Origin of the sequence: Microcoleus sp. PH2017_08_TRC_O_A (assembly GCF_020738665.1) — a bacterium.
Lineage (GTDB): Bacteria > Cyanobacteriota > Cyanobacteriia > Cyanobacteriales > Microcoleaceae > Microcoleus.
Genome location: NZ_JAEQCE010000036.1, coordinates 21,874 through 36,174, shown reverse-complemented (window position 1 = coordinate 36,174; position 14,301 = coordinate 21,874). Strand labels below are relative to the sequence as shown.

10 protein-coding genes are annotated in these 14,301 nt (G+C 45.1%); 4 read left to right on the top strand and 6 right to left on the bottom strand.

What is annotated here, in order from left to right; genetic code table 11:
- Positions 1–48: 48 nt before the first annotated feature.
- From JGK22_RS14655 to nadD, 5 genes are all read right to left on the bottom strand, one after another.
- On the bottom strand, positions 49–5,742 hold the full coding sequence (locus tag JGK22_RS14655) for an FkbM family methyltransferase (protein WP_293277101.1): 5,694 nt from the start codon (positions 5,740–5,742) through the stop codon (positions 49–51).
- 58 nt (positions 5,743–5,800) lie between these two features.
- Positions 5,801–6,040, bottom strand: coding sequence for a DUF5678 domain-containing protein (locus JGK22_RS14650; RefSeq protein ID WP_293178909.1), 240 nt, complete (start codon positions 6,038–6,040; stop codon positions 5,801–5,803).
- A 22-nt stretch (positions 6,041–6,062) separates the two neighbouring features.
- Positions 6,063–7,016, bottom strand: a complete 954-nt coding sequence (locus JGK22_RS14645) for a GDP-mannose 4,6-dehydratase (RefSeq protein WP_293190587.1) — start codon at positions 7,014–7,016, stop codon at positions 6,063–6,065.
- 607 nt (positions 7,017–7,623) lie between these two features.
- Positions 7,624–8,643: a type I glyceraldehyde-3-phosphate dehydrogenase gene (locus JGK22_RS14640; protein ID WP_293178915.1), complete on the bottom strand. Its 1,020-nt coding sequence runs from the start codon at positions 8,641–8,643 to the stop codon at positions 7,624–7,626.
- Between the two features lie 172 nt (positions 8,644–8,815).
- The gene (nadD, locus tag JGK22_RS14635) at positions 8,816–9,544 is read right to left on the bottom strand and encodes a nicotinate (nicotinamide) nucleotide adenylyltransferase (protein ID WP_293206024.1); all 729 of its coding nucleotides are present in this window, start codon (positions 9,542–9,544) and stop codon (positions 8,816–8,818) included.
- A gap of 749 nt (positions 9,545–10,293) precedes the next feature.
- Between nadD and murC the strand changes: the two genes are divergently transcribed.
- From murC to JGK22_RS14615, 4 genes are all read left to right on the top strand, one after another.
- Positions 10,294–11,850: a UDP-N-acetylmuramate--L-alanine ligase gene (gene murC, locus JGK22_RS14630; RefSeq protein ID WP_293190588.1), complete on the top strand. Its 1,557-nt coding sequence runs from the start codon at positions 10,294–10,296 to the stop codon at positions 11,848–11,850.
- A 150-nt stretch (positions 11,851–12,000) separates the two neighbouring features.
- Positions 12,001–12,957 (top strand): UDP-N-acetylmuramate dehydrogenase, encoded by a 957-nt coding sequence (murB, locus tag JGK22_RS14625; protein ID WP_293196793.1) that lies wholly within the window; start codon positions 12,001–12,003, stop codon positions 12,955–12,957.
- Positions 12,958–13,019: 62 nt separating this feature from the next.
- Positions 13,020–13,370, top strand: coding sequence for a YbaB/EbfC family nucleoid-associated protein (locus JGK22_RS14620; RefSeq protein ID WP_293178926.1), 351 nt, complete (start codon positions 13,020–13,022; stop codon positions 13,368–13,370).
- A gap of 191 nt (positions 13,371–13,561) precedes the next feature.
- Complete coding sequence (locus JGK22_RS14615) at positions 13,562–14,050, top strand: low molecular weight protein-tyrosine-phosphatase (RefSeq protein WP_293178929.1); 489 nt, start codon at positions 13,562–13,564, stop codon at positions 14,048–14,050.
- A gap of 24 nt (positions 14,051–14,074) precedes the next feature.
- On the opposite strand, the gene JGK22_RS14610 is transcribed toward JGK22_RS14615, so the two are convergent.
- Positions 14,075–14,236, bottom strand: coding sequence for a hypothetical protein (locus tag JGK22_RS14610; RefSeq protein ID WP_293178932.1), 162 nt, complete (start codon positions 14,234–14,236; stop codon positions 14,075–14,077).
- Positions 14,237–14,301: the final 65 nt, after the last annotated feature.

Below are 14,301 nucleotides of genomic sequence, written 5' to 3'. Positions count from 1 at the left end.
TTGGTGCTGGAGGTTCGATCGCTTTTGATAATAAGCGATCGCTTCATCCTACTCCGCAACAACAGACATAACTTCACTTAACTTGTGATGGGCATCAGAAAAACTTGGGTTTAAATAAACCGCCCTGCGATAACACACGATCGCCCGCTCCTGCTTTCCTTGCTCTAACAGAGTATTACCCAGGTTGAAGTATTCCTCTGCTGTTGTTTTGGGTTCCAAAATCACGGCTGCATAACAACACTCCACAGCTTCATGTGGCTTGCCAATTTGCGAAAAAACCTTAGCCAAGTTGCGGTAAACTCCAGCAAAGTTGGGTTGAATCGCGATCGCTTTTTGGTAAGAGGCGATCGCCAGCGACCACTGTTGGTGCTGTGCGTGAATAGTTCCCAGATTCGCTAAAGCTTGGGCAAAATCCGGCTGAATTTCAAGAGCGCGAATGTAGCAATTCTTTGCCTCATCCAGTTTACCCTGAGCTTGGAAGACATTCCCCAAAGTCTTATACGCCGGGGCAAATTTTGGTTTGATCTTGAAGGCTTGCTCGCAAACTGCGATCGCTTCTTCTAGTTTTCCTTGAGCTAAATACAACTCTGCCAGTTGACCTAACGGAACCGCTGCGGTCTCAATCTCTTGCATTTTAGCCTGAATTGCCATTAGCTGAGACTTAGTTTGTTCTAGTTCTTCCTGAGTTTTGTGGTATTGAGGCTGCCTGATTTCAAGATCCTTTTTAATTGGTTGAAGTTCCTCTTGAAGTTCTCGCTGTTGAGTTAAAAATTGCTCAAATTCTCCGGGAGTTTGCTGCTGTTTTGTCTGAGATTCCTCTAATTCCATTTGCATCTGGTACAGCTTAGACTGCAAATGCCAATGTTCAGTCAAAATCTGTGCTATTCGAGATTTAGACTTAACTGAATCAACAGCTTGCTTCAACTGAGGAACAAAACGTTGAATCGTTAAATCTTCTACCTCATTTCTATCCCAGGCTTCTAAAACAGATAAAGCTTTGCCCCAAGAGAAAAAAGCATCCCCACGCATAACCTTTTGTTTCATTTCCTGTTTCGACCTAGTATAGTAATGATTAACCCGCAGTTTTTCCACAGAAAGTCTTTCAGATATAGAAGAGGATAACGGTTCTTTGTTTTCTGTGACCGTAAATAAATCATTATTAATGGGTATGAAAAAGTGAGGACAGTTAGAGCGCAGGATTTGTGCTGGACGAACAATACTCTTTATATACCTATTGGATTCAAAATCATCTTGGGATCGCTGAGTAAAATTTTCTATCTGTAGCCCTCCGGGTCTAGTTTTATGACCGGAAGAGCCAAAAATTAAGGTATTAACTCCTACTGCTGGAACAGAATCAAATTCCTCTAATACTTCTATTAAGTTTTCCTTTTCTGTGGGAAACAAAAATTCATCCAAGTCCAGAAAAGTTATCCACTCCGATTCTTGTCTGTATGCTTCCAGACAATATTCGTATGCTGAAGCTTGTTGTTTAGCACTAAATGGCCAGTCGTGCAAAACAACTTCACCCGATTCCACGTAGGATTGAACAATGTCAAGAGTGTTATCCGTACTGTTATTATTGTACAAATAAAATCTTTCAACACCAACTAATTTATGAAACTCCAACCACTCTATAAGATATGGAGCCTCATCTTTCATAATGGCACACAGGCTCAGTTTGCACTTTTTCCTAGGCTTGACTTTGGGAGTTGGATAAACAATTTCTTGCAACCTAATTAACCCCATTTTGACACGGGTGTTATCTGCGAGTACAGCTTGGAGCAAAAGTTGAGATTCAGGCGGCGTTAATTTTACTTCCCATTCGATCGCATAACCACTATTTTCTGCTAAGGGTACTTGCGAAAAAACAGCAGCAACATCCGGACGGTACTGATTCACAGGAATTTCATGGATAATTTCGCCATCGCGAATCAACTCAACTTTAATAGCCCTGGAATTCTTACCTAATACCCAACCTCCAATCAAAAGATTACCTGAACTTACCTTAGTGCCGATCGCCGGAGCCTCTATATTAAATCCCCACAGCAACTCCGGATGATCGGGAGGCATTAATGTAACCTCCTGAATTTGGATGATTTTTACTGGGTTTTGAAGCATTTTCAATCCCAACTCATTAGGATTTTCCCGCAGTAGTGGCTCGCTATTCCAAGGATCGAACGCAATCAATTTTTCCTGTAGCAAGTTAGGACGGAAGAAAAATTTGCACCGTTCGTTCAGCATGGCTGCTGCAAATGAAAATGTGCTATTTGAGATAGCCAAAACATCGCATTGACTCAAAATATAAAAATCAGGATAGAACGGTGCTTCCGGCAGTTCAACACCCAAATCTTTGACTGTTATTGGGTGATATTCTGCAAAATCTGCGATTACATCTTCAATTTCATCGCTAGCTATAAACAATACCGGCTCATCAAGAGTTTCCCAAAAACCGTTCAGCCACTCTTTGTACCATCCACTAGGCGCAATAGTCAGATATGGAACTACTGTATGAACGCTTTTGTAATCACCGCGACGCAAATGCAATCCTACAACTGTTTTACCTTTAGCACGCAAGCGGTTCATAGCTTCCGCCATTCTTGCTTCGACTGTCGGTACAGGCTTGAACAGCGAGCTAAAATACTCTTTATGTCTTGCGTGATACTGCGTATGAAACTGAAAATAGCCGTGGAAGTCTACATTTTTAAACGGTTCCGGTGCATTGAGAATTGCTGAATCGGAAAGTTTATAAGGCTGCGATTCCTCTCCCACTAGAGGTAATGACCGAGAAATTGGCGGGTTGCTGTGACCGAATAGACACTGACCAATCCAAGTTGGCGTTTCAACCCTGAGATTGTGTTCCAGTGCGTAGATTTTCAGGAACCCATACAAAAATATTTGATTCCCCAACCTACCCATATTCTCCATGCCAAGTACGGATGAAGTAATAACGGGTTTTTTCACATAAACTGCATCCCCCCAAGACGGGTGTGGCGTTGTTGTTGCTACCCGATGAAAACCCTGCGCCTCTAAAAATTCATCAAGTTGATCAATTAAAACACAACCTTCATAAAGTTCTTCGTAATTGACTTCAGTATTAATAAGATCAACATATTTCAGCCAGTTGATTGACCCTTGCAAAGCCAAAAGTTCTGCCCCTTGGATATCTATATTTAAGATATTAAAGTCAGAGGGATTAATTTCTAGTTCTTGTAACAACGTATCAAGCTTTTTTGACGGTACCGTTACTTGATGAGTTTCTGTAATGTGGGGATAAATCTCCTGATGGTGCTTCAATTGCAAAATAGAACTGCTTTGATCGAAAGAAGTAACGTGCAAATCCACCGTACCATTGCGATCGCTAATCGCACAATTCGCTACTAGAACATTGGGAACAGCAGCTAAATTTGCCTGCAAGCGTTCAAACACAATTGGGTTTGCTTCTACGAACAGCACATTTTGTACGCCCATTTGTTGGTAAGCGCTAATTTCTGTGCCTTCATGGGCACCAACGTGAACAACGCCGCGGGGTGTAACGGAATGTTCTAGGCAAAGTTGCAGCAAATCCAATTTTCCGTCGGTTAATTCACCCAAGACATTTGTTCTGAATCGCTCGTTTACTGCCAAAAAATTACTGTACTCAAAGTCTTCATATTCTGGCACAAAACTTGGCTTGTACTCTAATCCGCTGGGTAAAATTTTAAATATTGAGTACCGAAAATTTTGTAAATACTCAAATGCTTCTTTTAAAGTTCTTTGAGAATCGAGGTAAGTCCCCCCATATTCAAATTGCAGATAATCTATTCGACCTGTTTCTAAAAAATATTTAGCTCCATATAGTACGTCTAACTCACCCCCTTCAACATCTACTTTTAAAAAATTAATTCTTTTGATTTCTTGTTTCTGGCAGTAAATATCGATAGTTGTTGTTACGACTGGAAAAGATTTTGGAGGATTGAAATTTCCTTGCTTCTCTACTTCTACCCTACGGTAAAAGGTACTTAAAACAGACAGATCTTCGTAGTGATAAAAAGTCTTTACTTCTTCTTTATTCCCTAAAGCAAGATTGAAAGCCCTGATTTTTCCGCTGGGAATTTTGTTGACCAGATTTTGCAAGAGTCTTTGATATACATTAGGGATTGGTTCAAACAAGTGAATTTCTACATCATGCCCTTGATTTAACACTTCCTGTGTCCAATCCCCGGCATTCGCCCCTACGTCAAAAACTATATCGCCAGCTTTGATATATTTGGCAATCACTTGGCTCTCGCCCGTAAACACGAGAGGGCTGGGTGACTCTATATTTTCTTGCGGTTTCTGTGCGATCGCAATTGACTGCAACTCTGCATCTGTTTGTATACTCTTTACTTGAGTTCTCAAAGAAATAGGTCGGCGGGGAAGCTCTAAACACCAATTATCTTTGCCTTCCCCACAAATATATTGCCAATCTAACTCAGCAATCAAATGTGCATAGGGAGCTAAAATTTCAGTCAATATTAATGACCAGTTATTATTAGCTCTTGTGAACCTAATCCAGTAAGATTCAATACCCTGTCTATGGTAATAATATGAATTTGGCAATGTGTACATCTTGGAGTTTGTAGCCAATTGCCGAAAACCAAACCCGTAAGTATCTAGAGCTCCGGCAAACTCTGGGTATCCATCGGCTCTGAGCCAACTTTCTTTAGTAAACAAATAGTTGCCACTCGCTCCTGGCACCTCATGTCTACAAAGAGCGTCAGCCAAAGTAACTGTATCTTGATATATCCATTTACTGATAATATTTTCTTTGTTACCTTCAAAAAAGTGAATTTCTTGGAAGGCGGCTATATCTGCTCCTGAATTCAGGAGGAATTCTTTTAGTTTATAAATGCTTTTCGGAGCTAGTATATTATCCGAATCTAAGCAGAAAGAAAGGTGGTGCGTAGCATTTTTTACAGCGGTATTTCTTGCTGCGGCACCACCCCGGTTGGTTTCATGACTAAAATACTTAATGAAGGGAAATTTATTTTTAATAATCTGAATTAGGCTTTCTGTCTGATCGGTGGAGCCGTCATTTACAATAATTAACTCGTCGTCGTCTTCAAAATTACCCTCTAATATAGAATAAACTGACTCTTCAATCGTTTGTTCGCAGTTGTAGGCGGGGATGAAAAAACTGATATTCACCGATTGCTTTTGTACCCACCAAACTCCCTCGCCCTCAAGGTTGACTTGCCAGTCTAACCTTCTAAAAAACTCATCAATAGCTTGTTTCACGCCCGGAAAAGCGATATGCCCATAATCATGGCCGCTAATTAAACCCCCCACTCTAATTTTGCTGTACCAAGTGCAGAGGTCTTGCCAAACGCCTTGGTAGGAATGCTCTGCATCTATGTAGACAAAATCAAGCAAGCCATCAATTTGCCCCATAGCTTGCTGTGAATTTGAACGAATCAGCCTAAATCTATCTCCAAAGACAGCTAGGCGATTTTTCGTTGTTTCACAGAGTATGTCAAAATCTGCCTGCGGGAGGTTCATCGGGTCGTCGTAAGAGTCACTATGTTGATAGCTGTCAATCCCGTACAGTAGTTCAATATTTGTATTGCTGAGCATAGCTTCTGAATGACCTCCAAACGCCACGCCGATCTCTGCACCTACTTTTAAATTGAATTTCTGTATCAGCTCTGGTAAAAATTTGTAGGCTGGCTTCCAACTTTCTTCGTGAATTGATTTCTTTATTTGAACTAATTCGCTTGTTTGCATTTGACTTGTTTTCCTCTTGTAGTTCTTATATAACAGTTTTAACGTCATCAACTAATCTCTAGTTACAATGGAATCCTGAGAACCGGACAGTATCTAGAAATTCGCTTTCAAATATGCGTTCAATCACATAATCTAAACTTGACAAACTTGGATCTATCCCGTCCTTCATTTTGTCATAATCGCCATCGCCACTAATTACACCTTCGTTACTATAAGCGATCCACTGGCCCCGATATTTTTTCAATTCACGGCGATTGGCCTTATACCACTCATTAGCCGTTGCATATTCTGCCGCCATATTTTCACCTCATAATTTTCCCTCAAACCATCCTCGCCTCCACCATCATCCGCACTACATCCGGCATCTTGTACTTCGCCTCCCATCCCAACTTTTCTTTTGCCTTACCCGGATTTCCCCTCCCAACTCCAATCTCCGTCGGTCTGTAGAGACTCACATCAGTTACCAAATGTTCCCGCCAATCCAAACCAGCAGCAATAAACGCTGTCTGCACAAACTCCTCCAAAGGATAACTTACACCAGTAGCAATTACATAATCATCCGGTTCAGACTGCTGCAACATCAAATACATCGCCTCTACATATTCCGGCGCCCAACCCCAGTCCCGCTGCACTGAAATGTTGCCTAAGTGGAGTTTTTCGGAACTTCCCGCAGCAATTCGGCACACAACAGATACAATCTTTTGGGTGACGAACCTCTCCGGGCGCAGTGGCGACTCGTGATTGAACAAAATACCAGAACACGCAAACAAATTGTACGCTTCCCGATAATTTGCTACTTCCCAAAATGCTGTAGCCTTCGCCACTGCGTAAGGACTTCTGGGGCGAAAGGGCGTGTTTTCATCCGCTGCACAACCTCCGGTATCCCCAAAACATTCGCTAGAACTGGCATTGTAAAGTTTAATTTTACCGCCTGCAAACCGAATTGCTTCTAACAGATTTAATGTACCTGTGGCAATACTTTCGAGGGTTTCTACCGGTTGTTCAAAAGACAGAGCGACGGAACTTTGACCCGCTAGATTGTACACTTCGTCGGGTGCAATTTTTGCTAATACTTGCAAGACGCTGCGAAAATCGTTGAGAGACATGGATTCTAGTTTTACTCTGTCTCGGATGCCCAAACGAGCCAGGTTTCCGAAACTAGACATTTGGGCGTCTCTCGAAGTGCCGCAAACTTCATAACCTCGATCGAGCAGCAGTTTAGCTAAATAAGCTCCATCTTGACCTGATATACCACAAATTAACGCTTTTTTCATATAAATTTTGACAACCAAACTCTAGCTTAACGATTGCTATTTTTCCCGTTATTTAACTTTTACCGTCAGAATTTTTATTATTTTTAATATTTGGGATTTTTCGAGGAGTTACCAGAGAAGACCGGGCGGTTGAAACCGCGTCTATATAGACAAAACCCACCTCCGTGGGTTGAAGACGTGGCACTTACAATTCGGTTATTTTTCCGTCGGCGTCCGGCGGACATCGTTTGTGTAGTGTAGACGCGGTTTCAACCGTACGTCCGATTTACAAACAAATTTCAGGACTTACGCCGGAGGACTAAAGAAACCGGGTTTTTTACCGATATTAAGGGTTTGAACCAAATATTTGGGTGAAAAAACCCGGTTTCTGGCTACCCGTGCGTAAGTCCTGAAATCTCCCTTATAGCCGAGACGAGATCCCCCTAAATCCCCCTTAAAAAGGAGACTTTGAGAAGACTCTTGTCCCCCCTTTTTTAGAGAAGGCTCATGTCCCCCCCTTTTTTAGGGGGGTTAGGGGGGATCTGGGTTATAGCATCAAACAGTAGACCAATATTGCTTTATTCGTTATTTTTACCTTTTGCCTACTGACCAATGCCTTCTTCAGATACTAGCCTTCCCACCGTTGGGCGACCAATTCAGCCAAGTCAACTACGCGCTGGCTGTAGCCCCACTCGTTGTCGTACCAAGCCAACACCTTTACCATGTCGCCGTCCATCACCAGTGTCAAGCTAGAATCTAGGATGGAAGAAGAATCGTTTCCGCGATAGTCGCAAGAAACCAGAGGCAAATCGTTGTACTCCAAAATCCCCTTCATCGGGCCTTCGGCTGCTTCTTTGAAAACTTGATTTACTTGCTCGGTAAAAGTCTTTTTCTCTACCTGAGCCACAAAATCAACGACCGACACATTAGGAGTCGGAACCCGCATGGCGATGCCATTTAACTTACCCTTCAATTCTGGAATCACCAAAGCCACAGCTTGAGCAGCACCAGTAGAAGTAGGCACAATATTCATCGCAGCAGCCCGCGCCCGTCGCAAATCCCGGTGGCTGGCATCCAGCAAGCGCTGGTCGCCAGTATAGCTGTGGGTAGTGGTCATCATGCCTTTGACGATGCCAAAATTTTCGTGAAGCACTTTCAGTACGGGAGCTAGACAGTTAGTAGTACAGCTAGCATTGCTGATGACAGTGTAGTCACTGTGCTTGTAGTTGTGGTGGTTGACTCCCATCACATAGGTGCCAACTTCTGGCCCCTTACCGGGAGCAGTAATCAGCACTTTTTTAGCGCCGGCAGTGATATGCTTCGAGGCACCAGCTTGGTCAACGAAGACGCCGGTTGCTTCAATAATCAGATCAATACCCCAATCTTTCCAAGGCAGGTTGAGCGGATTGCGATCGCTCACGCATTTAACTGTCTTGCCATTGAGAATAATCGAATTTTCATCCGTACTGATGTCCACACCCTTCAACGTTCCCATCATGGAATCGTATCTCAGCAAGTGAGCATTAGTTTTCGGATCGGAAGTGTCATTAATTGCTACCAGCTCAAGCTGGCTATTTTCTCGGCCCAGCAAGCAGCGCGTAAAACTGCGCCCAATACGTCCAAAACCATTGATCGCGACTCTAATCACCTAGTACCTCCTAATGATGGCAGCCCTTAACTCAGGCTGAATTTTTGGAAAAATTTAATAATTGACTTCTGACACCAGATCATATCGCAAAGGCTGATCCTTTCTAACTTTTCGTCTGTATCGAAAAAATCTGAAATTTTTGAGAAGGCAGAAATCCGAAGGCTCAAGGCATTCAGCTTTCGGCTGCTGGTTGCTGGTAAAGCTGATGGGCCGCAATATAACTCCCGACAACTTCCGGTACTAAGTCGCCCAGCTCGCGATTTTGGGCCCAGCAGCGGCGGATGTGGCTCGACGAAATCTCGATCGCGCGCATGGACAGCACCTCCCAACAAATTTCCACATCTAGCAGAGCCATCTGTTCGGCAACTTTGCAGCAAACAGCATTTGTCTCAACCTGCATCCTGTCGTCAGCATCAATGGACACATCGCTCAAACTATCGCCCCACTCAGATGCTGCCCCTATGTCCCCGCTTTCTGCTGTCTGCGGATCTACCTGACTCGGACGCGGGCCCACCAACCAGTGGCACAACCGCCCGATTTCGGCCGATCGGTGCCATTTGGGAAGAGTTCTGAAAGCATCGCTGCCAATAATCCAGTGCAGCCGATCGCCTGGATACATTTTTTGCAAATACAGCAAAGTGTCGATCGCAAAAGAACTGCCCGAGGGATTTGCCTCCAACGGAGCTAGTAGGAAGTCTGGGCGATCGCCGAGCGCCAGAGCGAGCATGGAGCGCCGCCGCTCAAAACTTGCCAAATCCGATCGCCACTTGTGAGGAGGAGCGCGATCGGGTACCCAAATCACTCGATCGAGATTAAATTGACTCACAGCCGCCTGGGCTACCAACAAGTGACCCCAGTGCACCGGGTCAAAAGTACCCCCAAAAATCGCTATTTTCCCCATAATTCCCAAAAATTAGGATTAATTAGGATTAATACAGACAGACATCGCCCAAATTTCATGTTTGTGCGCTTTTACCACTAAGCTCAGTCACTGTTTGACGGTTGCGATCGAATGTATATTTTGTATATAACTTATTCTCAAATAGGTGAGGTATGACTGTGATTTAAATTGTTGGGCTGTACCTTGATGTAATGTATAAAAGAGCGTAAGAGGGCTGAAGCCCAACAACGTACCTTTATTAAGTGAGAAAATGTATACAAATATGTGAGAAGCTACTGTGGTGGCGATCGAGTCAATCTCTGATTTTCAGGAAAAAATGACCGTACCCGCAGATAAATAACTAGAAAATGAGCGAACTTTTGTGATACGTGGTAGTGTTTGTAAATCCTGATGGGTTTTACCCTCAATCTTCGTACAAAGGTTGTGGGGCTTTTGCTGCCGTATCCCAGCACAGCAGGCGGGTAGAAAGAGAAAGAATGCAGGAGATATGCAACCGCCCACAATTAGTCAGTTAGCCCCGACCCCAGACCCCATTCTCTCTGACCTGCAATTTTCGAGCTGTGACTGTTCCGGAAAACTACTCGGTACTAAGTCATATAGGATACAAGACAAACATCTCTACAAGTCCCACAATTCTAGGGACGCGCAGAGAATTTTGTACAAAATCTCTAGCGAACTGTATCCTGAAAAAACAATTCTTGATATGATATCGCGTGTTATTGGCGTGGTGTGGTGTGTGAGGAGCGAAGATGCCGAGTTCTGTTGATTTCAGCGGGAGACCATTTCATTTCATCGGCATTGGTGGAATTGGGATGTCAGCCCTTGCCTACATTCTAGCGAAACGCAAGTTGCCTGTGTACGGCTCCGATATTAAATCGAGTCACATAACCGAGCGCTTGCAAGAAATGGGAGCTCACATTTTTTGGCGTCAAGACGCCAGCAATTTTGAAATATTTCAAACGGCCCTCAACGGTAGCAGTCCCGATCGCGGGGCAGCCGAAAAGGCCGTATCCTCGGCAGTCGCTGGCACGGTAGGGACTTCCGTGGCGACAGCCGAATCTCTCAAATTGAACGGCAAGGGTTCTGGCCCCCAAGCAATTGTGGGATTGCCTCAAGTAGTATGTTCGACGGCAATTCACCCGGCAAATGCCGAATATCGAGCTGCCCTAGATTTGGAATGTCCGATTTTTCATCGATCGGATGTGTTGGCAGCGTTAATTCAAGATTACCAAAGCATAGCCGTAGCAGGGACTCACGGCAAAACTACCACTAGCAGCTTAATCGGCTTTATGCTGATGGCTGCGGGTCTGGATCCGACGATCGTAGTAGGAGGCGAGGTAAATGCTTGGGAAGGGAATGCCCGTTTAGGGGAAGGCCCCTACTTGGTCGCCGAGGCTGATGAATCCGACGGTTCCCTCGTCAAGCTCGCAGCCAAAATTGGCATAGTGACGAATGTGGAACTGGATCATCCAGACCATTACGATACCCTCGAACAGGTAATAGACACATTTAAAGTGTTTGCCAAAAACTGTCAAACGTTGGTGGGCTGCATTGACGACGAAATCGTCAAAGACTGCCTTGCACCGAATGTCAGCTACAGCTTGAATCCGGACAGCGGTGCTGACTACACGGTTTCCGATGTGGAATACGGCGCCGCCAGCACCAAGGCTGGCATTTGGGAGCGAGGAGCTTTCCTGGGGGAAATGGAGTTGAAGTTGTTGGGCAAACACAATCTTAGCAATTCACTAGCAGCCGTAGCAGTTGGTCGATTGTTGGGGTTGGAGTTTTCGGCGATCGCTTCATCGATTGCTGGCTTTGAAGGCGCTCGCCGCCGTTTTGAAGTGCGGGGTTTTCACAATGACATCCTGTTTGTGGACGACTACGCCCACCATCCCAGCGAAATTCGCGTTACCTTGGCCGCTGCTCGCTTACGCATCGAAGGTAACGAAAAGAATTCCAAATCCCGAAGAGTAGTTGCTATTTTTCAACCGCACCGTTACAGCCGAACTCTGACATTTTTGCCAGAATTTGCTCAATCTTTTGGGGATGCAGATTTGGTTGTCGCTTGCGATATTTATAGTGCTGGGGAACCGAATTTAGGAGAGATTAGCGGGCAGCAGGTTGCTGATTTGATTGCTAAAGAAGGCCGAGAGGTTGAGTTTCAATCTTCTCTGGAGTCGGTAAGTAAGTTTTTAACCGAAAATCTGCAACCGGGGGATTTGGCTCTGTTTTTGGGTGCTGGCAATCTGAATCAGATTATTCCAGAGGTGATGGCTTTTTATCAACAAGCCGATCGCCCGGATTAGCTCTCGCCCGCCCCAAGTCGATCGACATGATGGCGGTGCAGGTTGTACCGACACTGCTGTCTGGCGACTCTCTCAAAACAGTCGCATAAGTTACGCAAACAGAATTTGCTACCACCTCTTCAAGCGAATGTATTTTTAAGGATTTTCAAGATGGTGACTATATCGAATGACTCCTGTGTGAAGGAAAATCGGCGAGTGTATTCTCCTATTTCTTTGCGGGGAACTGACTGTAAAATTAATTCTCAAGTTTCTTTGGCGGGTCTGACTTCTTTCCGAGTCGGCGGCCCGGCTGAGTGGTACGTCGCTCCCCGCAGTCTGGAGGCTTTGCAAGCGAGTTTTGCCTGGGCGCACGATGAAGGGATACCGGTGACTCTCCTAGGCGCGGGTTCTAATTTGTTGGTGAGCGATCGGGGTTTGTCCGGTTTGGTCGTCGCCACTCGCTACCTGAAACAGGTAAACTTTAATGCAGAAACAGGTCAAGTTACAGCCGGGGCGGGGGAGTCAATCCCCCGCCTCGCTTGGTTGGCGGCTAAGCGGGGCTGGAAAGGCCTGGAATGGGCAGTTGGCATACCGGGCACTGTGGGAGGCGCTGTGGTGATGAATGCAGGCGCTCACAGGGGCTGTGCTGCTGATATTCTAGTCAACGCTCGCCTGCTATCCCCTAATGGTAAGGTGGAAATTCTCACACCAGAAGCTTTGGGCTATCGTTACCGGACTTCAGTGTTGCAAGGGGGCGATCGACTGGTAACAGAAGCGACTTTCCAGTTGCAGCCGGGATTCGATCGATCGATCGTCATGGCAGAAACTAATAACAATTTCAGCCAGCGGCGGACGAGTCAACCCTACCACCTGCCTAGCTGCGGCTCTGTTTTCCGCAACCCCAGCCCCAAGGCAGCAGGCTGGTTAATCGAACAAGCGGGACTGAAGGGATACCAGATCGGTGGCGCGCAAGTAGCTCAGCGCCATGCTAATTTTATTCTTAACTGCGGGTCAGCAACGGCCAATGATATTTTTCAAGTGATCCGCCACGTTCAACAGCAAGTCGAGCAGCGGTGGTCGCTGTTGTTGGAGCCAGAAGTTAGAATACTGGGAGAGTTCCCCTTCTAAGGCATGATTGAAGTAATACGGAAACGGCAGACTGCCAGCGCACACATCATCACAAAGTAGTTATGACAAAATCAGGACAAGGATTTGGCTTCGGCCTGGGCAAAATGAAAGAACTGACTGAAGCTTTCAAAAAAGCTCAGCAGGTTCAAGAAGGAGCTAAAAAGCTCCAAGAAGAGTTGGATGTAATGGAAATTGAGGGAACTGCCGGCGGCGGCTTGGTTAAGGTTTTTCTCAGCGGCAACCAAGAACCCCGCCGCGTCGAAATCTCACCGGATGCGATCGGTGAAGGTGCTGATGTGGTTTCTGAACTCGTCACGGTGGCGATGCAGGATGCCTACACTAAGTCTACGGCAACGATGCGGGAGAAAATGGAAGAACTGACCGGCGGACTGAATCTCCCTGGGTTCGGCTAGTCATTAGTCATCAGTCATTAGTCATCAGTCATTAGTCATTAGTTGACTGTTGACTAATGTTATTGGTTATTGGTTATTAGCAGCCCCAAGCGAGCAACAAATGACTAATGACTAATAACGTTCGCGAGCGGGGACAGCGCTAATGACTAATGACTAATAACTAATAACTAATAACTAATGACTAATAACTAATGACTAAATTATTGTTTGTCTGCCTGGGAAATATCTGCCGATCGCCCTCAGCAGAAAATATTATGAATCACTTAATTAAACAAGCTGGTTTGAGCGATCGCATCACCTGCGATTCAGCCGGAACTGGCGGGTATCACATTGGCAGCCCCCCTGACAACCGCATGGCGTTGGCGGCGAGGAAGCGCAAGATTGAATTGTTAGGCGAAGCCCGCCAATTTAACAGGAAAGATTTTGAAAATTTTGATTTGATTTTGGCGATGGATCGCGACAATTATCGCAATATTCTTGCTGTTGATACTGCGGGAAAATATAAAGATAAAGTGCGCTTGATGTGCGATTTTTGCCGATCGCACGACTTGAAGGAAGTTCCCGATCCTTACTACGGTGGGCCGGAGGGATTCGATCGGGTAATTGATTTACTGCTGGACGCTTCGGAGGGTTTGTTGGAATACGTTATCAGTCAGGAACAATTAACAATTAACAATTAACAATTACCAATTACCAATTACCAATTAACAATTACCAATTATAGCATTTCGATCTCCCCTATGAGGTACGCACTGGGCTCCGTGGGCACGCAGGCATACCTCACTACGCTTGAGAACCGCCATACCAGAAAGAATTGGTTGAAAGCTCCAAGCTTTTTCGGGAGAAATTAAAATCAGACTATTCATTACTCAAATCCTCTTCCTTCTAGGTAGAGGTCGCTGTCAATTGTCAACTGTCAACTGTCAACTGA

Bases quoted from the DNA above. Each gene is read 5' to 3' on its own strand.
- JGK22_RS14655 (WP_293277101.1), bottom strand. From the start codon at position 5,742: ATGCAAACAAGCGAATTAGTTCAAATAAAGAAATCAATTCACGAAGAA.
- JGK22_RS14650 (WP_293178909.1), bottom strand. From the start codon at position 6,040: ATGGCGGCAGAATATGCAACGGCTAATGAGTGGTATAAGGCCAATCGC.
- JGK22_RS14645 (WP_293190587.1), bottom strand. From the start codon at position 7,016: ATGAAAAAAGCGTTAATTTGTGGTATATCAGGTCAAGATGGAGCTTAT.
- nadD (WP_293206024.1), bottom strand. From the start codon at position 9,544: ATGGGGAAAATAGCGATTTTTGGGGGTACTTTTGACCCGGTGCACTGG.
- murC (WP_293190588.1), top strand. From the start codon at position 10,294: ATGCCGAGTTCTGTTGATTTCAGCGGGAGACCATTTCATTTCATCGGC.
- murB (WP_293196793.1), top strand. From the start codon at position 12,001: ATGGTGACTATATCGAATGACTCCTGTGTGAAGGAAAATCGGCGAGTG.
- JGK22_RS14620 (WP_293178926.1), top strand. From the start codon at position 13,020: ATGACAAAATCAGGACAAGGATTTGGCTTCGGCCTGGGCAAAATGAAA.
- JGK22_RS14615 (WP_293178929.1), top strand. From the start codon at position 13,562: ATGACTAAATTATTGTTTGTCTGCCTGGGAAATATCTGCCGATCGCCC.
- JGK22_RS14610 (WP_293178932.1), bottom strand. From the start codon at position 14,236: ATGAATAGTCTGATTTTAATTTCTCCCGAAAAAGCTTGGAGCTTTCAA.